24 protein-coding genes are annotated in these 24,726 nt (G+C 63.4%); 6 read left to right on the top strand and 18 right to left on the bottom strand.

Features of this window, described 5'->3' with window-relative positions; all coding sequences use genetic code 11:
• Positions 1–92 precede the first annotated feature (92 nt).
• Entirely contained in the window at positions 93–2,087 is a 1,995-nt protein-coding gene (locus tag GJR96_RS12465) for an AMP-binding protein (protein ID WP_151163216.1), read from the top strand.
• A gap of 39 nt (positions 2,088–2,126) precedes the next feature.
• Here the strand turns inward: GJR96_RS12465 and GJR96_RS12460 are convergent, their stop codons facing one another.
• The 10 genes from GJR96_RS12460 to GJR96_RS12415 all read right to left on the bottom strand — a co-directional run bounded on the left by GJR96_RS12460 (position 2,127) and on the right by GJR96_RS12415 (position 12,680).
• Positions 2,127–2,663: a GNAT family N-acetyltransferase gene (locus GJR96_RS12460; protein WP_151163215.1), complete on the bottom strand. Its 537-nt coding sequence runs from the start codon at positions 2,661–2,663 to the stop codon at positions 2,127–2,129.
• A 39-nt stretch (positions 2,664–2,702) separates the two neighbouring features.
• Entirely contained in the window at positions 2,703–3,416 is a 714-nt protein-coding gene (locus tag GJR96_RS12455; RefSeq protein WP_151163214.1) for an AMP-binding protein, read from the bottom strand.
• A gap of 81 nt (positions 3,417–3,497) precedes the next feature.
• Positions 3,498–3,818, bottom strand: coding sequence for a cupin domain-containing protein (locus GJR96_RS12450; protein ID WP_151164039.1), 321 nt, complete (start codon positions 3,816–3,818; stop codon positions 3,498–3,500).
• Positions 3,819–3,887: 69 nt separating this feature from the next.
• On the bottom strand, positions 3,888–4,976 hold the full coding sequence (locus tag GJR96_RS12445) for a phosphotransferase family protein (RefSeq protein WP_225317738.1): 1,089 nt from the start codon (positions 4,974–4,976) through the stop codon (positions 3,888–3,890).
• A 135-nt stretch (positions 4,977–5,111) separates the two neighbouring features.
• Complete coding sequence (gene dnaJ, locus GJR96_RS12440; protein WP_151163213.1) at positions 5,112–6,260, bottom strand: molecular chaperone DnaJ; 1,149 nt, start codon at positions 6,258–6,260, stop codon at positions 5,112–5,114.
• Between the two features lie 167 nt (positions 6,261–6,427).
• A complete protein-coding gene (dnaK, locus tag GJR96_RS12435; RefSeq protein ID WP_151163212.1) occupies positions 6,428–8,287 on the bottom strand; it encodes a molecular chaperone DnaK in 1,860 nt (619 codons plus the stop codon).
• 247 nt (positions 8,288–8,534) lie between these two features.
• Entirely contained in the window at positions 8,535–9,311 is a 777-nt protein-coding gene (locus tag GJR96_RS12430; RefSeq protein ID WP_151163211.1) for an alpha/beta hydrolase, read from the bottom strand.
• Between the two features lie 89 nt (positions 9,312–9,400).
• The gene (grpE, locus tag GJR96_RS12425) at positions 9,401–10,123 is read right to left on the bottom strand and encodes a nucleotide exchange factor GrpE (RefSeq protein ID WP_151163210.1); all 723 of its coding nucleotides are present in this window, start codon (positions 10,121–10,123) and stop codon (positions 9,401–9,403) included.
• 139 nt (positions 10,124–10,262) lie between these two features.
• The gene (locus tag GJR96_RS12420; RefSeq protein ID WP_151163209.1) at positions 10,263–11,009 is read right to left on the bottom strand and encodes a proteasome assembly chaperone family protein; all 747 of its coding nucleotides are present in this window, start codon (positions 11,007–11,009) and stop codon (positions 10,263–10,265) included.
• Positions 11,010–11,093: 84 nt separating this feature from the next.
• Positions 11,094–12,680: a globin-coupled sensor protein gene (locus tag GJR96_RS12415; protein WP_151163208.1), complete on the bottom strand. Its 1,587-nt coding sequence runs from the start codon at positions 12,678–12,680 to the stop codon at positions 11,094–11,096.
• Positions 12,681–12,894: 214 nt separating this feature from the next.
• Here GJR96_RS12415 and GJR96_RS12410 point away from each other — a divergent pair, with 214 nt between their 5' ends.
• Together GJR96_RS12410 and GJR96_RS12405 are read left to right on the top strand one after the other, a co-directional pair.
• Positions 12,895–13,836, top strand: coding sequence for an RsmB/NOP family class I SAM-dependent RNA methyltransferase (locus tag GJR96_RS12410; RefSeq protein WP_151163207.1), 942 nt, complete (start codon positions 12,895–12,897; stop codon positions 13,834–13,836).
• Positions 13,833–14,369, top strand: a complete 537-nt coding sequence (locus tag GJR96_RS12405; protein WP_151163206.1) for a DUF7122 family protein — start codon at positions 13,833–13,835, stop codon at positions 14,367–14,369. Before GJR96_RS12410 ends, GJR96_RS12405 begins: the two co-directional genes overlap by 4 nt.
• Before the next feature lie 21 nt (positions 14,370–14,390).
• Here GJR96_RS12405 and GJR96_RS12400 read toward each other — a convergent pair whose 3' ends face one another.
• A complete protein-coding gene (locus GJR96_RS12400; protein WP_151163205.1) occupies positions 14,391–15,893 on the bottom strand; it encodes a DUF790 family protein in 1,503 nt (500 codons plus the stop codon).
• A 126-nt stretch (positions 15,894–16,019) separates the two neighbouring features.
• On the opposite strand from GJR96_RS12400, the gene GJR96_RS12395 reads away from it, so the two are divergent.
• Entirely contained in the window at positions 16,020–16,412 is a 393-nt protein-coding gene (locus GJR96_RS12395; protein ID WP_151163204.1) for a transcriptional initiation protein Tat, read from the top strand.
• Positions 16,413–16,447: 35 nt separating this feature from the next.
• Here GJR96_RS12395 and GJR96_RS12390 read toward each other — a convergent pair whose 3' ends face one another.
• Positions 16,448–17,800: a DEAD/DEAH box helicase family protein gene (locus tag GJR96_RS12390; protein ID WP_151163203.1), complete on the bottom strand. Its 1,353-nt coding sequence runs from the start codon at positions 17,798–17,800 to the stop codon at positions 16,448–16,450.
• Positions 17,801–17,920: 120 nt separating this feature from the next.
• Between GJR96_RS12390 and GJR96_RS18155 the strand changes: the two genes are divergently transcribed.
• On the top strand, positions 17,921–18,070 hold the full coding sequence (locus GJR96_RS18155; RefSeq protein ID WP_191965859.1) for a hypothetical protein: 150 nt from the start codon (positions 17,921–17,923) through the stop codon (positions 18,068–18,070).
• Between the two features lie 6 nt (positions 18,071–18,076).
• On the opposite strand, the gene GJR96_RS12385 is transcribed toward GJR96_RS18155, so the two are convergent.
• From GJR96_RS12385 to GJR96_RS12375, 3 genes are read right to left on the bottom strand one after another with little or no spacing between them, the layout of a single operon-like run.
• Positions 18,077–18,841, bottom strand: coding sequence for an ABC transporter ATP-binding protein (locus tag GJR96_RS12385; protein WP_151163202.1), 765 nt, complete (start codon positions 18,839–18,841; stop codon positions 18,077–18,079).
• On the bottom strand, positions 18,838–19,701 hold the full coding sequence (locus GJR96_RS12380) for an ABC transporter permease (protein ID WP_151163201.1): 864 nt from the start codon (positions 19,699–19,701) through the stop codon (positions 18,838–18,840). The genes GJR96_RS12385 and GJR96_RS12380 overlap by 4 nt, the downstream gene beginning before the upstream one ends.
• A complete protein-coding gene (locus tag GJR96_RS12375; protein WP_151163200.1) occupies positions 19,698–20,744 on the bottom strand; it encodes an ABC transporter substrate-binding protein in 1,047 nt (348 codons plus the stop codon). Before GJR96_RS12375 ends, GJR96_RS12380 begins: the two co-directional genes overlap by 4 nt.
• 255 nt (positions 20,745–20,999) lie before the next feature.
• Here GJR96_RS12375 and GJR96_RS12370 point away from each other — a divergent pair, with 255 nt between their 5' ends.
• Positions 21,000–22,121, top strand: coding sequence for a pyridoxal phosphate-dependent aminotransferase (locus GJR96_RS12370; RefSeq protein ID WP_151163199.1), 1,122 nt, complete (start codon positions 21,000–21,002; stop codon positions 22,119–22,121).
• Between the two features lie 45 nt (positions 22,122–22,166).
• Here the strand turns inward: GJR96_RS12370 and GJR96_RS12365 are convergent, their stop codons facing one another.
• From GJR96_RS12365 to GJR96_RS12355, 3 genes are all read right to left on the bottom strand, one after another.
• Entirely contained in the window at positions 22,167–22,934 is a 768-nt protein-coding gene (locus GJR96_RS12365; protein WP_151163198.1) for an Lrp/AsnC family transcriptional regulator, read from the bottom strand.
• An 81-nt stretch (positions 22,935–23,015) separates the two neighbouring features.
• Complete coding sequence (locus GJR96_RS12360) at positions 23,016–23,429, bottom strand: DUF5367 family protein (protein WP_151163197.1); 414 nt, start codon at positions 23,427–23,429, stop codon at positions 23,016–23,018.
• Positions 23,430–23,517: 88 nt separating this feature from the next.
• Positions 23,518–24,522, bottom strand: a complete 1,005-nt coding sequence (locus GJR96_RS12355; RefSeq protein ID WP_151163196.1) for a CapA family protein — start codon at positions 24,520–24,522, stop codon at positions 23,518–23,520.
• Between the last annotated feature and the right edge of the window lie 204 nt (positions 24,523–24,726).

Raw genomic sequence — 24,726 nt, 5'->3', positions numbered from 1 at the left:
CGAGAGACGGCGTCCGCCTGACGGGATAATCGGCGAGCACCCACATGATAGAACGGTAAAGATTCATACTCCCGGTTGGAGTACGTCGATTTATGGACGTACCCGATACCGACACGGTGGTACACGAACCCGACCCGGCGTTCGTCGAAGACGCCAACGTGACGCAATTCATGCGGGAGTACGACATCGCAGACTACGACGAACTCATCGAACGAACCACGACAGAGGTACCCGGCGTCGGCGAGTCCGGCGTCGAGTGGTTCTGGGACGAACTCGTCGACTACCTCGGTATCGACTTCTACGAAGACTACGACGAGGTGCGCGACGACACCGAGGGTCCACAGTTCTCACACTGGTATCCGGGTGGTGAACTCAACGTCGCCCACAACGTCTTGGACCGCCACGCCGCCGTCGACTCGCCGAACCGAAACCGCGTCGCCTGTCTCTGGGAAGGCGAAGACGGTGACGTCGTCCAGCGAACCTACCACGACCTGTATCAGGAGGCAAACCGCGTCGCCAACGTCCTCGAATCCTACGGCGTCGGCACGGGCGACACCGTCGGCCTCTACATGCCGATGGTCCCCGAAGTCATCTCGATTCTCTACGGGTGTTTCAAAGTCGGTGCCATCGCCGTCCCCATCTTCTCCGGGTTCGGCGTCGACGCCACGGCGACCCGTCTCGAAGACCCCGAGTGCTCGGTACTGTTCACGGCAGACGGATTCTACCGTCGCGGGTCCGAGGTCCGTCTGAAACCGACGGCCGACGAGGCTATCGAGGAAGCGGGGTGCGTCGAACACACTGTCGTCTACCAGCGATTCGACGACAGTGACGAAGCAGTCCCGTGGAACGACGAACGCGACGAATGGTGGGACGACACCGTCGGCGAGGCCGAAAGCGAGTACGAGACGAAGCACCTCCCGTCGGACGCCGAGTCCATGCTCCTGTACTCGTCGGGGACGACGGGCAAGCCGAAAGGCATCGTCCACACGCACGCGGGGGTCCAGATGCAGACGGCCAAAGAGATTCACTTCGGCTTCGACCAGAAACCCGAAGACCGCTTCTTCTGGGTGTCTGACATCGGGTGGATGATGGGCCCGTGGACGCTCATCGGGAACCACACCTTCGCGGGAACCATCTTCATGTACGAAGGCGCGCCAGACTACCCGGAACCCGACCGGTTCTGGGACATGATAGAGCGCCATCGTCTCACCACCTTCGGCATCTCGCCCACCGCCATCCGCGCCCTTCGGAAGTACGGCGACGAATACGTCGAGAAGCACGACCTGTCGAGTCTCCGCCTCCTCGGGTCCACCGGCGAACCGTGGGACCCAGAATCGTGGATGTGGTTCTACGAGAACGTCGGCGGCGGCGAAGCACCTATCATCAACATCTCCGGCGGCACCGAAATCTGCGGGTGCTTCCTCATGCCGATGCCGACCCAACCACTCAAACCGTGCTCGCTCGGTGGGCCCGGCATCGGGATGGACATCGACATCGTAGACTCCTCGGGCGAGTCCATCGCCGACACCCACGAACGCGGCTTCCTCGTCGCCCGCGACTCCTGCCCGTCGATGACCAAGAGCCTCTGGGACGGTGACGAGCGCTATCTCGACACCTACTGGTCGTCGTGGGACGACCTCTGGGACCACGGTGACTGGGCACAGAAGGACGAAGATGGCTTCTGGTTCCTCCACGGCCGCGCCGACGACGCACTCAACGTGGCCGGGCGCAAGGTCGGTCCCGCGGAAGTCGAGGGCGCACTCATCGAACACGACGCGGTGAATCAGGCCGCCGCCGTCGGTGTCCCCGACGACACCACGGGAACCGCCGTCGTCGCCTACGTCGTCCTCGAAGACGGTGTCGAAGGGTCTGACGACCTGCGTGAGGAACTTCGTGGCGTCGTCGGCGAGGAACTCGGGAAGCCGTTCCGCCCACGCGAGATTCTCTTCGTGGACGAGTTCCCGAAGACGCAGTCGGGGAAGATTATCCGCCGCGCAATCTCCGCCATCTACACGGGCGAAGACCTCGGCGACATGAGCAGTATCGAGAACCCAGAAGCGCTCGAAAAGATAGAAGACGCGTCCTGAGAGCAGGACACACCGTTCACTCGCGGCGGTCGGGTTCGGTCAGTCCGACTGATTTTCTTCCCACTCGCGGCGGAGCAAGCCGAACCGAACGACATCCACGTACGACCCGTCGATGAACGCCGCCTCACGAAGTTGTCCTTCGTTCACGAACCCGAGTCGTTCGAGGACGCCGCGCGACGCCTCGTTGAACTCGAACGTAATCGCTTGCAGTCCGTGGCACTCGACGGTGCGAAAGAGGTAGTCGACGAGACACCCGACTGCGTCCGTCCCGTACCCCTGACCGTGGTATTCGGGCAGAAGCCAGTAGACGAGTTCTGGGCGACCGTAGTCACGAATCTCGGCCATGACGAACCCGATTGCGTCGCCCTCGACTTCCGCGACGAACGCGATGTTGTCGCCCTCCTCGACGGTCTGTTCGATGAACTCGGTCGCCTGATGGTGGTTCTGGGGCGCGGGCGCACCGAGCGGAACGCGAATATCGGGGTCGGTCGTCGACCGCTGAAGGAGTGCGGCATCGTCGCGCTCTACGGGGCGAAGCGCGACACGGTCGCTTTCGACGACAGTCGTCTCAGTCATGGCTGTCCGCAAGACAGATGCCGATAAGTACTTTCTCACTCACCGGCTCGACACGGCGTCGTCGGGCGAAATCGACCGAGGCTCGGGGACGCTGTCGCCCACTGAGAGTGCCGCGTCCACCGGGTCGTCGCCATCCGGGACGCGAATCGTTCCGCCGGCGAGAAGCGGTGCGAGAATCCCGGCGACGACGGTTCCCGGACGTGCGAGCGAGGACCGGACCGCCACGGTGTCGTCGGCGTCGAGGTCGTAGTCGGAGACGACCCGCTTTGCCGCATCGAGGGCGTCACCGTGGGTGTACTCGTGGTCGTCGGCGACGAGGGCGACGTCGTCTGGTTCGACCACTTCGGGGTGGACCGCCGGGTTCTCGCTCCACACTTCTTTCTCCCAGTGGGTAGTCGCCGGCGAACTCGGCGGGCCGTTGTAGACGGCGAGTTTGTGGCCCGGTGGGAGGTCGAACTCGCCCTCGCGGGAGACGTCGACGACGACGGCCCGAGCCTCGACGGTCGGGTCGAAGGCTGTCACGGCACCGAGTTGGGCCGCCCCGAGGAACGTCAGTATCGGTTCGGGAAGCGCGGCCGGTTCGATGGCGACACGTGCGCCCTTTCGAACGCCGAGGTAGCGGAGGACGTTCCCCGCTTTATACGACGTGGTCACGAGGTCGTAGTAGGTGTAGGTCCGACCGGGGCCGTCGACTCGCAGGGCGAGGTGGTCACTTCGCCTGTCGCGAGCCATGAGGTCGCCGATGACGTCCATACGCGACCCTACGGAGTGGGTGTGAAAAAAGGCGCCGAGGTGTTCGCCGGCCCTTACCCAGTGACCACGAGGACCAGTGACTCAGGGCGACCCGGCGACGACGACGAAGCTCTCGGTGTCCCCGTTTCGGAACTGGCGGGTATCCTCTGGAGACACCCGAACGGCATCGCCCGTTTCGAGCGGGATTTTCTCGCCCTCGACGACGAGCGTCGCATCGCCAGAGACGAGGAAGTACACCTCTTCGTGGTCCTCTTCGGCGTGGTCGTGCGCCTTCCCGGTCCAGTTCGGGTCGCACTCCAGTACGGTGAACCCGAGTCGCTCGGTTTCGAGCACGTCGCGCATGAAGTGGAGGCCGCCGCCGAGTTCGTCCACCTCGCGGTAGTTGGCCTTGGTGTATGACATCATCTAGCAATCGGCCGCGAGGACCCTCAACGTGTCGGCGATAGGTCATTGGGTCGCAGTCGATGGGCGTCAGAGGTACTGCTCGACGAATGCTCGGTGCTCGGCGGCGCGAGTGTCCCGGTCGCTCAACGTAGGGTCGGTACGGTACCACAACGGGAGACACGCCATCGCGTCTAACCGGTAGACCAGTCGATACAGGCGGATTCGCTCTCGCGTCTCCTCGTCGAAGGTCCACTGGGTTCGCGTCTCGGCGTAGGCGTCCCGCAGTATCTGACGCAACGCACCGGCACGACCGGTGTCCGGGTCTGCGTCGTCGTTGTAGTCCGGTTTCAAGAGTTTCGACTCCGTCATCGCGATGTTGAACGCCGGCGGGGCCGACATGAGAATCCCCCAATCGAGGACTGCTCGCGTGGCCCCCGTCTCCGGGTCCACGGCCACGTTACCGTACCGATAGTCTTTGTGACAGTACGTCGGCGGTTCCGGTGACGGGAGGTCTGGAATCGTCTCTCTGAGGTACTGCCGAATCCCTGGGACGAGGTCGGTGAACCGAGTTGGGTCCTCCGTGAGGTCAGGGAAGTACCCGCCGTCCTCCTCGATTCGGTCGAGTGTCTCCTCGTAGGTGTCGAGCAACCAGTCGTGGAAGTCGTCGTACCTCGGGTGGTCTGTCGTGTCGAGGATAGTGACGTCGCCGTCGCGGTAGGTGAGTTCACCCACCGCCGGGAGAGGGCCAAGTGCGTGCAGTTGCGCCAAGTTCTCGCCTGCTTCACGGAAGATGGTCTCGCGGGTGTGTGGTGGCAGGTCAGAGGCGCGAGCGTGGTCGAAGGTCTCACCGTCGACGTGACTCATGACGAAGAAGGGTGTGGGATACGTCTCGTGGTCGTCGCACACACCGGAGACGCTCGGAACCGGCATCTCCGTCGACCGACCGACGAGCGAAATCATCCGTGGTTCGACCTGTGCACGCGTCTCGGCCAACGGGGAGGAACTCGTGGATGCCTTGAGAACGACTCGCCGTCTCTCGGTCGGTGTTTCGACGTCGAGGCGTGTCGTTTCGTTCACGCCGTCGTCGATGCGGTCGATTTCGACGACGCGCCACGACGGGTCGAGATGCCGAACCATGTCGGTGACTATCTGGTCCGAGATGCCGGTGTCGTCCATGCTGATTGTTGCCAGACGCGTTCACGGCGACGGCTTATTGGTGTTTTGACGACACCTCGTCACCGCTGACTCAGAACCCAGACGACACACCGAATCGAGAACGAGGCGTTCGCCACACCGAGTCGGGAGGACCCGTTACAGCGAGTTCTTCAGTTTCTGGAAGAGTCCCTCTTTGACCTCTTCGCCACCTGCCTCGGCGAACTGCTTGAGTGCTTCACGCTGTTCTTTGTTCAGGTCTTCGGGCGTGACGACGTGCACTTCGACGTGCAAGTCGCCGGACCCGCGTCCGTCGAGGTGAGGCATCCCCGCGCCGGAGATGGTGAACGTCGACCCACTCTGCGTGCCCGCGGGAACCTTCAGGTCTTCGTCGCCGTCGAGCGTCGGGACTTCGACGGTTGCGCCGAAGACAGCCTGCGGGAACGAGATGGGGTGCGTGTAGTACAGGTCGTCACCCTCTCGGTCGAACTCCTCGTGGTCACGGACGGTGACCTCGACGAACAGGTCGCCGTTCGGACCGCCGTTCTCGCCGGGTTCGCCCTCGCCGCGGTACCGGAGACGCTGCCCGTCGCGGAATCCGGCCGGGATGGTGATGGTCACGTCGCGGGTGCGGCGGACGCGCCCACTGCCGCGACATTCGGAACAATCCTCGCTGTAGGTCTCACCCTCGCCGCCACAGGCGCGACAGGTCGTCGTCTGCTGTACGCGGCCGAATGGTGTCTGCTGGACGGTAGTCTGCTGACCGGACCCGCCACACTCCGAACAGGTGTTCACGTCGGCGTCGTCGGGGTGGCCCGCACCGTCACACTCTGGACACACCTCACGGCGACGAATCGTCACGTCGCGCTCGATACCGTTGTAGGCGTCTTCGAGGTCGATGGTGATGCGCTGGGCGACGTCACGACCCTGTTGCGGCCGGTTGCGCTGTTGGCCCCGCCCGCCGTTGAACAGGTTGTTGAACAGGTCTTCGAATCCGCCGCCACCCATGCCACCGAAGGGGTTTCCACCGCCTCCGAACGGGTTTCCTTGGCCGCGGCCACCGCCGCCGGCACCGTGTTTCTGGGCCTGCTTGAAGCGTTCGTGGCCGACCTGGTCGTACATCTGGCGCTTCTCGTCGTCCGTGAGGACCTCCTTGGCCTTCTGGACCTTCTTGAACTTCTCCTCGGCGTCGTCTTCGTCGGAGACGTCGGGGTGATACTTAGCGGCCTTCTTGCGGTACGCGTTCTTGATCTCGTCTTTCGAGGCGTCCCGCGAGACCCCGAGCACGTCGTAGAAGTCCTCGCTCATCGGTTACTGCCTTGTAATCCGTCGAGGTATTTGAAAAGTGCGCCTCTAGTATCTGGGGAGTTCTGTGGCTCGTGTGTGGGTGTCTCTGCGGAGGTCGGTGCGCGATAGAAGAGAAATTCGACCGACTGCGTCAGGAACCCCGACGAGGGGAGTTCCGCGGTGGTTGGTTACTTGTCGTCTTCTTCTTCGCCGTCGAAGTCGGCGTCGGCGTCGACGAAGTCCTCAGGGTCGGGGTCGGCACCGCCGCCCATGCCGCCGGGGCCGCCGGCCTGTGCCTGCGCCTGCTGCTGGTACATGCGCTTGCCGATTTCCTGGAGTTCCTTCGAGAGGTGTTCGGTCACGTCTTCGAGTTCCTCGGTGGACGCTTCGGGGTCTTCGAGGGTCGCTTCGACATCGTCGATTGCGGCTTCGATGTCGGCTTGGAGTTCGTCGTCGACGTTCTCTTCGTTCTCTTCGAGGAGCGTCTCGGCACGCTGGACTGCGCCTTCGGCCTCGTTGCGAGCCTCGACGGCGCGGCGGCGTTCCTTGTCCTCTTCGGCGTGCTGTTCGGCCTCGCGCTGCATGCGGTCGATTTCGTCGTCCGAGAGACCGGCACCGCCTTCGATGGTGATGGACTCCGCGTTGCCGGAGCCTTTGTCCTCTGCGGAGACGTTGACGATACCGTTCTCGTCGATGTTGAATCCGACTTCGATTTGCGGCGTGCCGGCGGGTGCCGGCGGGATGCCAGAGAGCGTGAACTCGCCGAGGAGTTCGTTGTCGGCGGCCATCTCGCGTTCACCCTGGAAGACGCGGACCTGGACCGTCGTCTGGTTGTCGGCCGCCGTCGTGAAGACCTTCGACTCCTCGGTCGGGATGGTCGTGTTCTTGTCGATGAGGCGCTCGAACAGACCGCCCTTGACCTCGATACCGAGCGAGAGCGGCGTCACGTCGAGGAGGACGATGTCGTCGACTTCGCCGCCGAGGACGCCGCCCTGAATCGCCGCACCGAGTGCGACCGCTTCGTCGGGGTTGACGGACTTCTTTGGCTCGGAACCGAGCATCTCGTCGACCTTGTCGATGACCTGCGGCATGCGGGTCGACCCACCGACGAGGATGACCTCGTCGATGTCGTCTTTCGAGTAATCGGCGTCTTCGAGGGCCTGCTCCGTCGGGGCGACGGTGCGGTCGATGAGGTCCTTCGTGAGGGACTCGAACTTCGCGCGCGTCAGGTCGTATTCGAGGTGGACCGGGCCGGAGTCCGTCGCCGTGATGAACGGGAGGTTGATTGTCGTCTCCTTGCGCGAGGAGAGTTCGATCTTGGCCTCTTCGGCCGCGTCCTTCAGGCGCTGGAGGGCCTGTCGGTCCTCGCGGAGGTCGATGTTGTGGTCGTTCTTGAACTCCTGTGCGAGCCAGTCGATGATGGCTTCGTCCCAGTCGTCGCCACCGAGGTCGTTGTCCCCGTTCGTGGCGACGACTTCGTAGACGCCACCACCGAGGTCGAGGACAGAGACGTCGAACGTCCCGCCACCGAGGTCGTAGACGAGCACGGTCTGGTTCGACTCGTCGTCGAGGCCGTACGCCATCGAGGCGGCGGTCGGTTCGTTGACGATGCGTTCGACTTCGAGACCGGCGATTTCGCCGGCGTCTTTCGTCGCCTGTCGCTGTTTGTCGTTGAAGTACGCGGGGACGGTGATGACGGCCTTCTGGACCTCGTCGCCGAGGTAGTCTTCGGCGTCGCGCTTGATTTTCTGGAGGATCATCGCCGAAATCTGCTCGGGTGTGTACTCCTCACCCTCGATGTCGACGGTGTAGCCGTCTTCCCCCATGTGGCGCTTGATAGACCGGATGGTTCGCTCGGGGTTCTGGATAGCCTGGTTCTTCGCCGGCTTGCCCACGAGGCGCTCACCATCGTCGGTGAACGCGACGACGGAGGGGGTCGTTCGGTCGCCTTCTGCGTTCACGATAATCTCCGGGTCACCGCCCTCCATCACCGCGAACGCGCTGTTCGTGGTGCCGAGGTCGATACCCAGAATCTTGTTACTCGCCATCTTGGTCACAGATACCGGCCTTTGCCGGTTAAAGGTTACTAGATACTGCGACACACACGGTGACACGAGGTCACCGCTGTCTTGCGATTTTGTGTTCTCGCGCCGAAACAGGTCGGTCGATTTATGTAGAACCGCCCACCGTGTTCTCCGCGCTCATCACGCACCGTCGTCTCGGACCACCGATATCACAGGGTTTTCTGTCACTCCGCTCGCTCTGGGGCGACACCGTCACGCACCGTTCTCTCAGTCAGTCTGCGGACTGCTCTGTCTCTTCGACGTGGGAGTTCGCTGCGGAACCAACTGCGTCGGGGCCGTCGTCGAGTGCTGCGAGAACCTTCGTGAACGTCCGTTCGCGGGCCTCGCTGGCGAAGAATTCGTGGCCACCGTCGTAGGGAACGAGATTCGATGCGGGCGTCTGTTCGCCGATGGCCCGAACGTCGACGACCCGGTCGGTCGGCGAGTAGAAGACGACATCTGTCTCCCGGAACGGTGGCAGTGTTCGTTGTGCGCTCTCTATCATCCGGAGGAAGGCCGGCGACACCCTGTCGGGCGCGTCGGCCATCTCCGCTTCGAGTTTCATCTCGCCGAGGTCGGTTCGGGAGATACCACTCGGGGCGAGTGGTCGCTTCGTCGGGAGTCTCCTGACGACCGGGTACAGGAGTCGGTCGAGTCCGTCGAGCGCCATCCCCCACCACGGGCTCAAGAAGACGTTTCGGACGGCGAGGTCGAGGTGCGACGCGACGAGACCACCGGTGCTGTGACTGAGTACGAGGTCGAGGTCCCGGTCGAGTGCGTAGGCTCTGACCGGTGCGACGTACTGTTGTTCGAACGCCCACCCGTTCGTCGGGAGTTCGACGGCGTGGACGCGATAGCCGTCGTAGGTGAGTCGGTCGATAAGCCATTCGACACTCCGGTGTGTGGGTTTGTTCCCCCACCCGAGGACGAACAGCAGACCGTCGTCGAGCGGGTTCCCGTGCTGGGTGACCCGAACCGTCGGACGGCGTCGACGGGGACGAAATCGCATGTTCGAACCGAGGGGCGGTAAGGAGAAAAGTCCTCCCCGGATTCGCACGAGATGGCGGTGAATCCGTCGTTCGACCGGTACGACGGTGGTTACTCGTCTTTGCTGACCGTGACCTGCGCGGCGCGGATGACCTTGTCGGCCATCTCGTACCCGGGTTGGAACACGCTGGCGATGGTGTCGACGGGTTGGTCGCTGTCGACGCGCATCATCACTTCGTGGCGGTTCGGGTCCACGTCGCTACCCGGTTCGGGGTCGATGACTTCGACGTTCTCGTCTTCGAGGATGCGGTCGAACTCCTTGAGCGTCGATTCGAGGCCGTCGCGGATGTCGGCGTCCTCGTCTTGGTCCAGCGCGCGCACGAGGTTGTCTCTGACCGTGACGACGCGTTCGACGAAGTCCTCCGTCGCGCGGTCCTTAATCTGGTCTTGGCGCTTCTTGGCGCGCTTTTTGTAGTTCTGGAAGTCGGCCTGTGTTCGCTTGAGGCGGCGTTCGAGTTCGGACGCCGTCTCTTCGACTTCGTCGCGCTCGGCTTCGAGGTCGGAAACGCGCGCTTCGAGCGCCGCAACCTCCGACGCGAGTTCGTCGTCGTACTCGGCTACGCGGGCGGAGACTGCGGTCGGTTCGCCCGACTCAGCTTCCGCAGTTGCGTCAGCAGCGGAGTCTTCGGGCGCGTCGGCCGCAGAGTCGTCCGGTTCGGCCTCGGCATCGACTACCTCTGCGTCCTCGAACCCCGACGCTTCGGCGTCGGAGGCCGTCTCAGTGTCGCCTTCTGCAGTTGGTTCCGTGACCGACTCGGCAGGGTCGTCGCTCATGGGCGGGAAAAGTGCCTGATATGGCTTAAGAGTGTAGACTGGCGTCCGGCCGAAACATTCTCACTGTTGGGGTGAGTTGCGGCGGCGAGTCGGCCCCTCGAACACCTCGCCGCCGGGTACTGGGACAGACCGTCGTCAGTTACTGGTACATCCCCAGCGGTCGCGCCTGCGTACTCTCTTCATCGGCCTGTTGCATCCGCTTGGCCAACTGCTCTTTCGCCTGTCGAATCTCGGTCGCACTGTCCACGAGGTCGTCGACCGGCACCTCGATACCCGTGAGTGGTTCGATGCCGTGTTTGATGATGATTCGGGCGGCCTCCGGGTCGGGGAACTGCGGGTCGGATTCGACGACGAGTGCGAGCGCAGGCCGTCCCGACTGTACGGCGTGACTCAGCATCGCACCCGTCGGCCCCGAGACGAGACCCGTTTCGGTCGGCGTCCCGATGTCCGCGTCTTGCAGGCGCGGGAGCACACCGTCGGACCCGACGCCGTAGAGCGCCGGCACGTCTTCGGTCTTCTCTCGCGCGATACCGGAGAGGTAAATCGGCGTCACGTCGAGTTCGTCGAACCACGTCTCGAGACACGTTGCGAGTTCAGTCGCCGAGTCGGGTCGAATCGGGATGTCGCTCTGGAGGACGAGCAGGTCCCGGTCGGTATCTGCGTAGAGGCGAACCGGCGGATGGAGCGTCGGAGAGCCTTCCATGTACACCGCCACTTTCGGGACGCCACCGCAGAACACGTCACCGTAGTGGGTCATGTCGAACGTCTCGACGAGGTGGTCCGCCGCAATCTTTCCGACGAGGCCGACACCGGGGAGTCCCTCGACGAGCGTCGGTGACTCCAGTTGGTCGGTGACTTCCTCGGCGAGGACGCGTATTCGTGCCATGAGTGAACATGAACGCCGGTGAGAGGTAAATCCGACGGGGGTGTGCACCAACGTGACATCGAACGAATGTCCTCAGTGGCGGTCCTACCGTGTGTTGCCGGAGAGACGTTCGACAGATTCCGCGATAGCACGGACTTGGCTGGCCTGTCGCTGGTTCGCGTCAGAGACGGCTGCGACTTCCTCTCGTATCTCTGACGCACGCAACGCGACTTCGTCCATCATACTCGTAATCTCGGTCATCGACGTGGCCTGCTCGTCCGTCGCGTCGGACACCTCGCGGATTCCCGCCGCGGTGTCTTCGACGGCGGCGACGATTTCACCGAGACTGTCCATCGCCGACTCGACTTCGTCGATTCCTTCGTCTAATCTGACCGTGGTCTGTTCGATGTTCCCGGCCGTCTCGTCGGTGTCGTCTTGAATCCGACCGATGACCGACTCTATCTCGCCGACCTGCGCTTTCGACTCCTCGGCGAGTGATTTGACTTCTTCTGCGACCACGGCGAACCCCTCTCCAGCATCGCCCGCGCGTGCGGCCTCGATAGAGGCGTTGAGTGCGAGCAGGTTGGTCTGGTCGGCGATGCCCGTGATTATCTCGACGACGTCGTCGATTTCGTCCACGCGGGTTCGCAGTTGGTCGACGTCGTCGGCGACACCGCCTGCGGCGGTACTGACCTCCGCCATCGCACCGAGTGCCTCACTGGCCGCTTCTTGCCCGTGTCGAGCGAGCGTCTCCGCGCGTTCGCTCGTCGTCTCGACTTCCGTGGCCGTCGCCGCAATCTCTTCGACCGTCGCGCTCATCGACGACGCTTCCTCGGCGACCGACCGCGTACTCTCGGATTGCACCGTCGCGGACTCGCGAATGGACTCCGCACGTGCAGTAACCTTCTCAGCGTCTTCGGAGAGTTCGTCGACGGTCTCTCTGACCTTTTTCGTGACGCGTTGTCGTCGGTCGAGTTCGTCTTCGATTTGGCGACTGTACGAGTGGATGTACGTATCCATCGCGACTTGCTGGTCGAGATTGACGAGTTTGAGGACGGACATAACGTTCTCGTACACCTCGTCGAGTGCCTCTTCGGGCGTGAGTTCGTTGTCGTCCCGCTCGGCCGTTCCAGTTGTCGCGGCGTTCTTCCCCGTGAACCGCGCTCTCAACGACGGTTGTTCCGGCGAATCGGCCGACTCGGCATCGGCGAGTTTGGCTTTGGCGTCCTCGACGATTGCCCCGAGAAGCCCCTCGTAGTACACCGAGTACGCACCGAGGTAGATTTTCGGCCCGAGACCGAGCATGTCGTGAATCTTCCCGATTCGCGCCCGTTGTTCGAAGTAGTCGCATCCGTACGTGCCGTCGGTGAGGTCTGACAGGTAGGCGTGCTGTGACCCTTTGAGCGCCTCAACGGACTTCGTGGACCGGTCGAGAATCGACGTCGTCACGTCGTCGGCCAGAATGGTGTCGTAGAACTCGTCGACGACTGGTTCGGCCACGTCGGCGAACGTCTCGGAGAGTGCTTCGAGGCGTGCCGCGTCCGCGTCGGTGAACCCCGTGAACTCCTTTCGCCACTCGACTTCCGCGTCGTCGATGCCGATTTCGGCACAGAGCGCCCTGCCGTCCACAGACTGTCGTTTTTCGCTCGTAATCAACACCCCATCACCGGCCCCCGTCTGATTCGCGTTCATAGTACCCAACTGTGCTACTTACTAACAATATCAGAGATAAGTGTAATCTCCCAATTATCTCGTTTGAGACGTTAAAAGGCCAGTTATTGACATTTCAGGGAAAATAACCCGATATGTTTCGGGGAGTGCCCCCCACGGTTTGCATCCACGTCGGGCACGGGTGCGTTCCCGCCACTCCGAAACCGACAAACGCGCCCCCACAGAATCGAGTTGTATGAACCCGCTCCAGCGGTACGCGCCACTCGTCGACGACGAGGAGGCATTTTTCGAGGCCTGTGAGCGGCCTCTCCCCTCAGTCGTCCGGGTCAACACCATCAAGACCACGGTGGAGCGTGCCCGCGAGGCCCTCGACGACGAGGGCGTCGCCTACGAACAGACGGACTGGCACCCCGGTATCCTGAAACTCGAAGACAGTACGGCAGGGACGAACTGGCCCTACTTCCACGGATGGCTTCACGGCCAAGAGGAAGTGTCGGCGCTTCCGGCCATCGCACTCGACCCACAACCGGGCGAACGGGTCTGGGACACCTGTGCGGCACCGGGGTCGAAGACGACCCAGATTGCCGCCATGATGAACGACGAGGGCGTCCTCGTCGGCAACGACAACAACCTCGGGCGACTCTCGGCGCTCCGCCACAACGCCGAGCGACTCGGGGTGACCAATCTGGTCGTGACCAATCAGGACGCGCGTAACTTCTCGATGAAACCGTTCGGCGAGCAGAACCCCGAGAAACCGGGCGCGTTCGACCAGTTCGACCGCGTCCTCGTAGACGCCCCCTGTTCCTGCGAGGGAACATGCCGAAAGAACCCCGACGTGCTGGACGAGTGGACGATGAACCACGTCCAGAGCGTCGCCGGCATCCAGAAGGGTATCCTTCGCCGCGCCGTGCAGGTGACGAAACCCGGGGGGAGCGTCGTCTACTCCACGTGTACGTTCGCACCCGAGGAGAACGAAGCAGTCCTCGACTTCGTCCTCGAACGCGAAGACTGCGAACTCGTCGAGTGGGACGTTCCCGACGCGTTCGAAGCGTCGCCGGGCGTCACGGAGTGGGAAGACGACGAGTACGACCCCTCGGTCACCAAGGCACGCCGCGTCTATCCCCACCAGAACGATACGGGCGGGTTCTTCACCGCGAAACTGGAGGTGCAGGGATGAGAGACGAAACCGCCGAAGACGAAAACTGGGGCCAGCAGTTCGACCGTCTCCCGGAGACCCCGGAAGACCGCGTGGTCGAAGGCCGTCCCTCGCGACAGGAAGTCGTCGACTGGTGGGAAGAGCGCTTCGGCCTCGACCCGGAGACGTTCGACCACTACACGTTCTGGGAGAAAGGCGCAGGGAAGATTTGGGCGTTCCCCGCCGAGATGGTCGACCCGATTCAGGTCGAAGGCCTCGGGATGCGTATCCTCCGAACGCGACAGCGACACTGGAAGCCATCGACCAACGCGGTCCAGCGGTTCTGCCGCGACGCGACGAAGAACGTCATCGAACTCAGTCCGGGTGAGGCCAAGGCGTTCGTCGCCGGCCACGACCAACAACTCGACTGGTGGGAAGGCGACTGGGGATACCTCGTCGCCGCCCACGAACTCGCCGGTGAACGCGAACCGCTCGGCGTCGGACTCTACCTCCACGGCGAACTCCGCTCGACGGTTCCGAAGGGTCGCCAAGAAGACCTGAAGAAACTCGACTGACGGGTTCTGCGCCTCGATTTCTCACTTCTCGCGGAGCGTCCCGCCGGTCAGTCCCTCCCACTCGACACGATAGCCGAGTCGAGAGAGGACTGCGCTCGCGTCGTCGAGACCCCACTCGTCGAGCACAGATTCAGCCTCGGAGAGGGACGTTCCCGGCTCGACCGCAGCAGCGACCGAGTCGAGGACGGACGGCCTGACCAACGTCCGCCCGACGAGTTCGTGGTCAGGAAACACCACGTCGTCGAGGGCGTCGACGGCAACACCGTGCCTCGCAGCGAGGTCCGCGAGCGACACCACGTCCGCGTCTGGTGTGAGTTCCGCCGGGAGCGACGACGCCGCATCGGCGACGAGGTCCGCCTCGTAATCTCGAAGGACATCTGCGACGTCTTTCACACGTACGGACCCCGAATACGGAACGACGCGGTGGTCGCGGGCGGCGATTTCCTCGCCGACACCGAGCGATTCGTCCACGGCGACGACGAGTTCAACGTCCTCCACGTCGGCGAGTTGTCGTAACTTCTTTTCCACGTACTCCGGTGTCCAAAAGCCCATTATTTCGAAGAACACGCGGAAGTCGCCGTACTCGTACTCGAAGGCGAAGTCGGGAATCATCACGCTCGTTCCGGTCTCCAGCGGTTCGGGTTCCCTGACGAGTCGCCAGTCGAAGTCGAGACCACGGAAGCGGGCGGCGAAGTCGGACTCCACGTCGCTGTCGAATCCGGGTTCGGCCATCGGTTCGACGCCCGGAACCGACACGTCGTCGCTCGTGAGGACCATCTCGCGTTCGCGGCCTCTGTCGTCGATAGTCGCCGTCAGACGCCACTCGCCCGCGCTCGCGACAGACCGAAGCAGACGCGCAAAGGCGGTTCCGTAGCGTCGGGTTCGCTGAAACAGCGCGTCAGGGCCGGTGACGACGACTTCGCGGCCGGCGTCGGTCTTCCGAATCTCGTACATCAGTCGCAAGCGCTTGACTGCGGAGACCAGCGCTTTCGGGTCCGAACTACGGACGCGAACCTCGGTGGCGTCGAAGAGCGCGGTCTGGGCGAGCGATAAGTTGTATTGCACCAGCAACTCGTCCGGCGTCCATCGCGGGTCGAAGTCGGTGAGAACCTGTTCGACCTCACGGTCGGCGGTGAGCGACGAATCGACCACTTCGGCAGTCGACCCGAGTGTCGACGCCGCACGGTCGAGCGCAGTGTCGCGTTCCTCGGGCGTCGTCACGCCACCAGTCGCCATCGCTGCCTCGAACGCGGCGCGTCGGGCGCGAACCGGTGGAAGCGGCGCGTCAGTCCCGAACACCGCCTCGCGGTCGAGGAGCGACGCGAACCCTCTGGCGAGTTTGAAGTCGTCGGCCTCCGATTCGAGCGCCGCGAGTGAATCGTCGAGACTGGCCCGCGAGTCACCGACGTGACGCTGGAAGACGCCGATGGTCTTCGCGGCGAGTGGTCGGTCACCTCTGCCGGCGAACTGCGGGTGATACCCACCACCCGCGCGTGACACCCGAAGCAGGTCCTTCGTCAGCACTATCGACACGTAGAGAGCGCGAGACAAAAGCACCTCGGGCCTCCGGTCCGGCCGTCGTCTCGAAGTGGTGACCCGCCCGCCGACGTGGACGACAAGGTTCATGGCCCCCGCGCCGGACCGGAGCGTATGGAGCGACGACGCCTCCTCGGACTGGTCGCAGTCGGTCTCTCGTCGGGGTGTTTGAGCGGACTCCCGAACGCGACGGGGCCGCGGAACCCACCGGAGGCACCCGCCGGTGAACCGCGGAACACACCGGAGGTGCCACCCGTCCGCATCGCGAACTTCGACTTCGAGGCCACCGACGATGGCCGTCTCCGCGTCTTCGGTGAGGTTGTCAACGACTCGGGGTCCGAACGGGTCGCGACGGTTCGAGTCCGAATCGTCGTCGATGGGACCGAGTCGATTCAGGACGTCGGGGTGACGGTTCCGTCGGGTGAGACCACACCCTACAGTGTCGAGTTCGACGTCGAGTACGACGCCTTCGTCAGCAACGGCGAGATAGACGTATCACTGGTCTAGGCTGCCGTCCCCTGCCAACCATCAACCATCTCATCCTACCGTCGCCGGTCTGCGACCCGTTCTTCGGCCGTCTCGACGCTCACGAGTTCGTAGAGCAACGCCGTCGAGTCGTCGGCCTTCGGGCGGAGAATCCGACCGAGTCGCTGGGTGAACTCGCGTTCCGACCCTGACCCGGAGAGGAGGATTCCGACGTTCGCGTCGGGCACGTCTACCCCTTCGTCGAGGACGTTGGCCGCGACGACGGTGTCGTAGGTGCCGTCGCGGAAGCGAGCGAGTATCTCTCTGCGTTCTTTGGTTCCGGTCTCGCTCGTGATTGGCGGGACGAGGAATCGCCGCGCGATTCGGTAGACGAGGTCCGTCGAAGCGGTGAAGATGATGACTCGGTCGTCGCGGTGGCGTGCGAGCAGTCGGCCCAGTTTGTCCACCTTCGCGTCGGAGTTCATCATCACGTCGCGGGCACGTTGCTTGGCGAGGAGGGCCTCCCGTGCCCGCGGGTCGTTCCCCGAACGCATTACGAGTTTCTGGTAGTCGCTCCCCGACTGCATCGACAGCCCAGACGACTTCAGGTAGTTCACGAAGGTCGATTGCGCCTCGTCGTACGTCTCGCGTTCCTCGGACGTGAGTTCGACCTCGATTCGGCGGACTTCGTAGTCGGCGAGGTGCTCGCCAGCCAAGTCGTCCACGTCGAGGTGGTAGACTCGCGGGCCGACGAGTTCCGCCACGCGTTCGTGTGCGCCGTCAGGTCGCTCGAACGTCGCCGTCAGGCCGAGTCGCGCGGGTGCCGTGAGGAAGCGCGGAATGTCCTGATACCCTTCGCCGCCGAGGTGGTGAACCTCGTCGAAGACGACGAGTCCGAAGTCGCCGCCGACGGCGTCGGCACGGAGGTACGCCGAGTCGTACGTCGAAACCGTGATAGCCTCCTGTCGTTGCTCGCCGCCGCCGAACCGGCCGACTGGCACGTCGAACTCGGTTTCGAGTTCGCGTATCCACTGGTCCTGTAGGTCGATGGTCGGGACGACGACGAGCGTCGGCACCGAGTGCGCGACCATCGCACCGACGGCGAGGACTGTCTTCCCCGCGCCCGTGGGGAGTTCGACCACGCCGCGACTGCCGGCGTCGAGCCACGCGTCGAGGGCCGCTTGCTGGTACTCGCGGAGGTCGTAGGCGGTCGACAGCGAGAGGTCGTCGCCGGTTCCGATTCGGTCGTCGGGGTCGATTCCGACCGCCTCGATGGCGTCACGAATCGCGGCGTACTGCATCGCGGGCGCTCTGTAGCCACCGCTCCGCGGGTCGGATTCGACGCTCGGCAGACCGGCGAGTGCGGCACCGACCCGTTCGTCCTCGGTCGCAATGTGGACAGTCCCGTCCTCGAAGCGGAGTGTCGTCACTACCGGCGCGTTGGCGAGGCGTGGTGATAAATCGACGGTCCGGGCCCGGATTGCCGGAGCAGGTCGTCGCTTCGTCCACGTGCCGAAGGTTCAAATCAGATGGCGGGACAACGGACGTGTATGAGCGACGAACTGGACGACGCAGTGGCACAGTTCCTCAGCGACTACAACAGCGCGATGTCGGAGTACGAGAAGGGATACGTGGACGCCGACGCGACGCTGTCGGTCATCGACGCCGCGGTAGACGAACTGCGCGAGGCGCGCGAGTAAGGGCACTCACTCCCCGATGAGTCCACGAATCCGCTCGACGTACTCTGCGAACACGGGGTCGGTTCGCTCCCGCGGACGCTCGATATCGACACTGACGATTTCGCGGACGCGGCCCGGATTCGCGGCCATGACGACCACGCGGTCGGCGAGCGTGACGGCCTCCTCCACGTCGTGAGTGACGAAGAGGACGGTCTTGTCCGTCTCCGCCCAGATGTCGAGGAGTTCGCCGTGGAGCATGTCGCGGGTCTGCGCGTCCACCGCACCGAACGGTTCGTCCATGAGGAGGAGTTCGGGGTCCACGGCGAGGGCGCGAGCGATGCCGACGCGTTGTTTCATCCCGCCGGAGAGTTCCCTCGGGTAGGCGTCGGCGAAGCCGTCGAGGCCGACGAGACGGAGCATCTCGTCGACGCGGGCCGAGCGCGTTGGTTCCTCCACGCCCTGCTCTTCGAGGCCGAAGGCGACGTTTTCGGCGACGGTTCGCCACGGGAACAGGCCGTACTCCTGGAAGACCATCCCGCGGTCGGTGCCGGGACCAGTTACAGGGTCGCCGCCGAGTTTCACCGCACCAGTCGTCGCCTCTTCGAGGCCCGCGATGACGCGGAACAGCGTCGTCTTGCCACAGCCAGATGGACCGACGATACAGACGAACTCGCCTTCGTCGACGGTGAAGTCCACGTCGGCGAGTGCTTCGACGGTTCGGCGGTCGGATTCGTAGGTCTTGCCGAGCGATTCGACTGCGACAGTCGTCTCAGCGTGCAGTTGTTCACTCATGCTCTCCACTCCAGTACCCGCCGTTCGACCCGGCGGAAGAGGCCATCACTCACGAGGAAGACGAGGCTGATGACGAGCATGTAGGCGACAGACACGTCCATCGCGAGGTTCTGTGCCGTGTTGAGAATCTCGTAGCCGACGCCGACACCGACGATGAGTTCGGCCGCGACGACAATCATCCAACACTGGCCGATACTCGTCCGTATACCGGTCATGATAGACGGACTGGCGGCCGGAACGACGACCTTCCGAATCATGGTCAGGTCGTCGTCGACGCCGAGCGTCGCGGCGACTTCCTTGAGGTCGTTCGAGACGCCTTCGACGCCGCCGTAGGCGCTGTAGAAGTTAATCCAGAACGACCCGATGGCGACGATGAACGTCGCACCGCGGTGGTTGACGCCGAGCCAGATGACCGCGAAACCAATCCACGCAAGCGGCGGAATCGGTCGGAGGATGCGCGTCACGGGCGTGAACACGCTATCGACGCGGTCGTTCCATCCCATGGCGATACCGGCGGTGATGCCGAGCGTCGTCCCGATAAGGAGACCCGGGACGTAGTGATAGAGACTCTGGACGAGTTTCGCGAGCAGTCGCGTCGCCGGAAGTTCGACGCCGGTGAACGGAATCCCGAGCGTCGCCGGCGCGGTGAGTTCGGTGACGAACGCCGCGGCGACTTCGACGGGCGACGGGAGGAGGTAGGTCGGTTGGAACAGCGCCGCGACGTACCAGATGGCGAGGAAGCCAGCGAAACCGGCGGCCGCGAGGCCCGTCTGCTCGGAGGAGAACGCCGCGAGTCGGTCGAGTAGTCGCTCGTCGGTCTCCCCGAGGACGACGCCGGTGCCGACTTCGTCGTTGCTCATAGCGAGTCGTAGATACCGTAGTCGAACAGTTCGTCCACGGTCAACTGCGCCTCGGTCTTGCCGAGCGTCTGCGCGTAGTCGGCGAAAATCTCTGCGCCACCTTCGATGTCGTGGGGGTTCGTGATGAAATCCGACGCGGGCGAATCGAGCGCTGCACGAGCGGTGTCGACCGGCAGTGCGCTCTCACCGATGACCGTGCTCGCGTGTTCGGCGGCCGTCTGCGGGTTGTCGGCGACGAACTGCGTCGCTTCCTGATGGAGTCGAACGAACTCGCTTGCAACCTCGCGGTTCTCTTCGCGGAGTCGGTCGTGCATGAGCGTGACCGCCGCCGGTTGGCCGGGCATGAAGTCGCCGGCCCACGCGATTGACTGGAAGGGTGCATCGTTGGCGTCGACCACCGTCGGCACGGGTTCCATGATGCTCGTGCCGTCTATCTTGTTCGAGAGGAGGGCCTGTTGGACTGCCGCCGCCCCGCCGAGGCCCTTGATGTTCACGTCCTCTTCTGGGTCGAGGCCGAGCGTGTTCTGGACCCAGTATCGAAGCAGGATGTCGGGGACCGACCCCGGTGGGAAGGTACCGAAGGTGAACTTGCGGCCGTTTTCTTCCTCGAACTTCGTGAACGCCGCTTTTCCGTGTTCGTCGTACAGCGCGGCGAACTCGTCGGTGGCGAGAATCTGCATCGCGTTCTTGATGTTCGCCGCGGTTATCTTCGCGGGGATTCCCTTGTCGACGACAATCATCGCCGGGACGATGCCGAACATCATCACGTCGAAGTCGCCCTTCGCCGAGGCTTGGACGATGCTCGGGCCGTCGGAGAACTTCTTGCCCGACACCGGGACGGAGAGTTCGTCGAACAACCCCTCTTCTTGCATCACGAAGTACTGCATGTCGGGGTAGATGGGCATGTAGGCGACATTGAGTTCGTCGAGACTGCTCCCACCAGACCCGCCGAGACACCCTGCAAGCCCGGCGGTTGCGGCGAGACCGGTGGTCTGCAAGAATCGTCTGCGGGTCGTCGAAGTCGGTCGTGGTGCCTCTGTCATTGCCTCGATTACGAATTACACCCTTATTCGGGGCACGCACGCGGTAACGATAGACGCGTCGTGGGTTGCCGAAAAATCGGCAGAGGTTCGCCCTCCGCCCGTCGCAGGCCGAAGAACCCGCGAATTCGACTATCGAACCCTTCACAGATACAGGAATATTTGACCGGTTTCACCCCCGAAACTCATCGACTGAGCGACGATTTCGGTCGAGTATGCGTGGGAAGAACTATCCCGAATGCCGACGGCGAGTAGAGTATGACACACTTCTCCGACCGGGTGGAGCGCATCTCCATCAGCGGTATCCGCAAAGTGTTCGAAGCGGCGAGCGAGGACGCCATCAACCTCGGTCTGGGGCAACCGGACTTCCCCGCGCCGGACCACGCACGGGAGGCAGCAATCGACGCCATCAACTCGGGTGCGGCCGACGGCTACACCGAGAACAAAGGAATTCTGAGTCTCCGCGAAGCAATCGCCGAGAAACACCGCCGCGACCAGGGCATCAACCTCGACCCGGACGACGTCATCGCCACCGCGGGTGGGAGCGAAGCGCTCCACATCGCCATCGAGGCCCACGTGAATCAGGGCGACGAGGTCATCATCCCCGACCCCGGATTCGTCTCCTACGACGCACTGACGAAACTCGCTGGCGGGGAACCCGTCCCGGTGGCACTCCGCGACGACCTGACACTCGACCCCGCCGCCGTCGAAGCGGCCCTCACCGAGAACACCGCCGCGTTCATCGTGAACAGTCCCGGAAACCCGACGGGTGCCGTCTCACCGCCGGAAGACATCGAGGAGTTCGCCCGCATCGCCGACGAACACGACGTGCTCTGCATCTCCGACGAAGTGTACGAGTACACCGTCTTCGACGGCGAACACCGCTCACCTGTCGAGTACGCCGAGACGGACAACGTCGTCGTCGTCAACTCGGCGTCGAAACTCTTCTCGATGACTGGATGGCGACTCGGGTGGGTCCACGGGTCGTCGCGTCGGGTCGAACGCATGGTCCGCGTCCACCAGTACGTCCAAGCGTGTGCGTCGGCACCGGCACAGTTCGCCGCCGAAGCGGCACTGACTGGCCCACAGGACCGCATCGACGAGATGACCGAGACGTTCCGCGAACGACGTGACCTCGTCGTCGAGGGCCTCGAAGACATCGGTCTGCACGTCCCCACACCGAAGGGTGCCTTCTACGCGATGCCCGAAGTCCCCGAAGGCTTCGTCGACGAGTGCATCGAGCGCGGCGTCATCATCGTCCCCGGCGAGGCGTTCGGCGAGAACGGGTCGGGGTACGCCCGCCTCTCGTACGCGACGGACACCGAGTCCCTCCGCGAGGCTATCGAGGTCATGGGCGAAGCGTACGACGCCGTCGTCTGACTGGATACCCGCCTTCACGGAGACGATTCGGGACGAGGAGAAAACTCACTCCTCGGTCGATTCGGAGTCGTCTGGCGACGAGAAGAGCTGAATCGTGCGCTCACTGACACCGCGTCGGGAGAGCAAGGTGACCACGTCGTCCGGTTCGATAGTCGTCCCGCCGCGAGGCGTGAGCACGTCGTCGTCGCGTTCGATAGAGACGACGAGTACGTCGTCGTCGAGCAAGTCGTCGTCACCGACTTCACCGAGTGTCTTCCCGACGATTGGGGCGTCTTCGGCGACGACGAGTTCGACCACTTCGGACCCGCCGGCGAGACTCACGACGTCGGCTAGCGCACCGAACCCGGGCCGTTCGTTCGGTCCGAACGGACTGTAGGGTTCGAACGACTCCCGGCGGACGAGGTTCTCGTCTTCGATTTCGAGGCCGAGGTTCGACAGTTCCCGGCCAATGCGTGTCACGTCGTTCATGTCTTCGCCGACGGCGAGCACGTGGATATTGCCCCGGCCAGAGAGGAGTTCGCGGACGTTGACGACGCCAGATATCTCGCGGACGAGTTTGGAGAGACGTTCACGCTCCGGGACCGGTGCGGTGCACACGAAGAGGTTGGTAAAGCGGTGACCGGTCTGTTCGAAGTCGACGTTGGCGTGGTAACCGGTCAGGACGCCAGCGTCTTCGAGTTGGCGAATGCGGTTGCGAATCGTCCCCGGAGAGACGCTCACCTCGTCGGCAATCATCGGTGCGGAGGTACCGCGTGCGTCGGCCATCAAGGCGTGGAGGATAAGCCTGTCAATCTCGTCAAGGCGGTGACCCATACCACTGCGTCAACGCGGGGGTAAAACATGTTTCCCGTTCCGCAGTGCTGTGGGTGTTGAAGACAATACGCACGGGTCGCCTCATCGAGAGAGGAACCCTGCGACGAGAACCGTCGCGTACGCCAAGAGCAAGAGTCCCCCGAAGAGGCCTGCAGCGGCGAGACTCATGTTCGGATAGACGACCGAAAACAGCGCCGTCGAGAACGCGTCGACGAGCATCCCCGGGACGACGAGGAGAACCGCTGCCTCGCGTTTCTCGACGCCAGAGAGACCACGCCACCGGAAGATAGCGACGGCGAGCACCCACATCGACGGGACGGTCAGAACGAAGACGGCCGCCACGACGAGCGGATTTGCTGGGTCCAAGACGAGTTGGCCGACGATACGGAAGACGAGGCCTGCGACGAGGGCGATAGCGAGTCCGATACCGAGGAGGACCCGTGTCTCAGACACGGAAAGTCGTGTCTGTGCGGCGACCTGTGAGCGAGTTGCCATGCACGGTACTACGCGAACCACCGGTATCAGCGTTCCCGCCGTTTGGCCGGTGGGCGAGCATGTGTCACCCGTCTCGTACCACCACGACTCACTGCCCGCCGACGTGGACGACGAGTGCCTCGTCTTCGACGTCGAACTGTGTCCCGAACTCGGCAGACCGACGCCGCATCGTCTCTCGACACCACTCGGCCACCGTCGGGAAGGCCCGATAGACGGCGAACTCGGCGATTTTGGTCGGAACCATCCGAAGGTCGAAGAGACTGCCCGTCGGGGATACCTCGATTTCGAAGAGGAAACTCCGGTCGTTTCGAAGGACTGGGTCGACGGCGTAGTCGTCGACGAAGTCGCCGGTGTCGTAGAGAATCAGCGACTCGTCGTACACTTCGACCCCCTGAAACACGTGTGCGCTGTGACCGTGGACGATGTCGACGCCCGAGTCGACTAGCCAGTGTGCGAACGCGCGGAACGACTCCGGCGGGTACTCGCGCATGTTCGGCCCCCAGTGCATCGACACGACGAGAACGTCCGGGTTCTCCTCTCGGGCGCGTTCGAGCGTGGTCTTTACTCGTTCGAGACACGCTTCGTCGTTCGGGTCGATATCGACGTACGCCGTCCCCGGTGAGTCGCCGTCGGCGGCGAACTCGGGTGTGTTGTCGGTGAAAGCCACGAGCGAAACGTCGAGTCCGTCGACGACGACGTGACTCGGTTCCCACGCGTGCGTCTCGGTCCGTCCCGCACCGGTGTACGGAATTCCCCCCGCTTCGAGGGCCGAAAACGTGTCTTCGAGGGCGTCTTGTCCGTAGTCGAGGACGTGATTGTTCGCCAGTGTCGCCCACGTAACGCCGACGTCCTGCAACGCCGGACGTGCCCAGTCTGGGTCGGCGCGGAAGTGGAACGGGTGGGGTGTGAGCGTCCACTGCCTGCCTCGCGTCGAGAGGCAACATTCGAGGTTGACGAAGAGGCCGTCGAGTGAATCGAGTCGTTCTCGCATCGAACCCCACACCGCGTGCGGAGGCCGATGCTCCTGTCGCTGGTTCACGAATCGGCCGAACATCACGTCGCCCGTGAACCCGAGTCTGAGCGTCTCGGTCACCGGAACCACCCAGACTGTCCGTCGCTGAGACACACCATACGAGAGAGACGTAGTTGACCATGGTCAACACTTCTCACGAATTTTGGAACGAATCTGGGAAGAGCACGTGATTCGGACGGGAGAGAGCGCACGCACGGCATTTCGAGGCATATCCTACACACAATCGACCTCGTCGAGACCATCAATTCTGTATCGCAATATATG

This window comes from Haloferax litoreum, from assembly GCF_009674605.1.
GTDB classification, from domain to species: domain Archaea; phylum Halobacteriota; class Halobacteria; order Halobacteriales; family Haloferacaceae; genus Haloferax; species Haloferax litoreum.
Note: the sequence above shows the minus strand (reverse complement) of the source record. Positions and strands in the feature narration are given on the sequence as shown.

What these genes read in the sequence shown, in the direction of transcription:
- GJR96_RS12465 (WP_151163216.1), top strand. Translation starts at nt 93, where the DNA reads ATGGACGTACCCGATACCGACACGGTGGTACACGAACCCGACCCGGCG.
- GJR96_RS12460 (WP_151163215.1), bottom strand. Translation starts at nt 2,663, where the DNA reads ATGACTGAGACGACTGTCGTCGAAAGCGACCGTGTCGCGCTTCGCCCC.
- GJR96_RS12455 (WP_151163214.1), bottom strand. Translation starts at nt 3,416, where the DNA reads ATGGACGTCATCGGCGACCTCATGGCTCGCGACAGGCGAAGTGACCAC.
- GJR96_RS12450 (WP_151164039.1), bottom strand. Translation starts at nt 3,818, where the DNA reads ATGTCATACACCAAGGCCAACTACCGCGAGGTGGACGAACTCGGCGGC.
- GJR96_RS12445 (WP_225317738.1), bottom strand. Translation starts at nt 4,976, where the DNA reads ATGGACGACACCGGCATCTCGGACCAGATAGTCACCGACATGGTTCGG.
- dnaJ (WP_151163213.1), bottom strand. Translation starts at nt 6,260, where the DNA reads ATGAGCGAGGACTTCTACGACGTGCTCGGGGTCTCGCGGGACGCCTCG.
- dnaK (WP_151163212.1), bottom strand. Translation starts at nt 8,287, where the DNA reads ATGGCGAGTAACAAGATTCTGGGTATCGACCTCGGCACCACGAACAGC.
- GJR96_RS12430 (WP_151163211.1), bottom strand. Translation starts at nt 9,311, where the DNA reads ATGCGATTTCGTCCCCGTCGACGCCGTCCGACGGTTCGGGTCACCCAG.
- grpE (WP_151163210.1), bottom strand. Translation starts at nt 10,123, where the DNA reads ATGAGCGACGACCCTGCCGAGTCGGTCACGGAACCAACTGCAGAAGGC.
- GJR96_RS12420 (WP_151163209.1), bottom strand. Translation starts at nt 11,009, where the DNA reads ATGGCACGAATACGCGTCCTCGCCGAGGAAGTCACCGACCAACTGGAG.
- GJR96_RS12415 (WP_151163208.1), bottom strand. Translation starts at nt 12,680, where the DNA reads ATGAACGCGAATCAGACGGGGGCCGGTGATGGGGTGTTGATTACGAGC.
- GJR96_RS12410 (WP_151163207.1), top strand. Translation starts at nt 12,895, where the DNA reads ATGAACCCGCTCCAGCGGTACGCGCCACTCGTCGACGACGAGGAGGCA.
- GJR96_RS12405 (WP_151163206.1), top strand. Translation starts at nt 13,833, where the DNA reads ATGAGAGACGAAACCGCCGAAGACGAAAACTGGGGCCAGCAGTTCGAC.
- GJR96_RS12395 (WP_151163204.1), top strand. Translation starts at nt 16,020, where the DNA reads ATGGAGCGACGACGCCTCCTCGGACTGGTCGCAGTCGGTCTCTCGTCG.
- GJR96_RS18155 (WP_191965859.1), top strand. Translation starts at nt 17,921, where the DNA reads ATGAGCGACGAACTGGACGACGCAGTGGCACAGTTCCTCAGCGACTAC.
- GJR96_RS12385 (WP_151163202.1), bottom strand. Translation starts at nt 18,841, where the DNA reads ATGAGTGAACAACTGCACGCTGAGACGACTGTCGCAGTCGAATCGCTC.
- GJR96_RS12380 (WP_151163201.1), bottom strand. Translation starts at nt 19,701, where the DNA reads ATGAGCAACGACGAAGTCGGCACCGGCGTCGTCCTCGGGGAGACCGAC.
- GJR96_RS12375 (WP_151163200.1), bottom strand. Translation starts at nt 20,744, where the DNA reads ATGACAGAGGCACCACGACCGACTTCGACGACCCGCAGACGATTCTTG.
- GJR96_RS12370 (WP_151163199.1), top strand. Translation starts at nt 21,000, where the DNA reads ATGACACACTTCTCCGACCGGGTGGAGCGCATCTCCATCAGCGGTATC.
- GJR96_RS12365 (WP_151163198.1), bottom strand. Translation starts at nt 22,934, where the DNA reads ATGGGTCACCGCCTTGACGAGATTGACAGGCTTATCCTCCACGCCTTG.
- GJR96_RS12360 (WP_151163197.1), bottom strand. Translation starts at nt 23,429, where the DNA reads ATGGCAACTCGCTCACAGGTCGCCGCACAGACACGACTTTCCGTGTCT.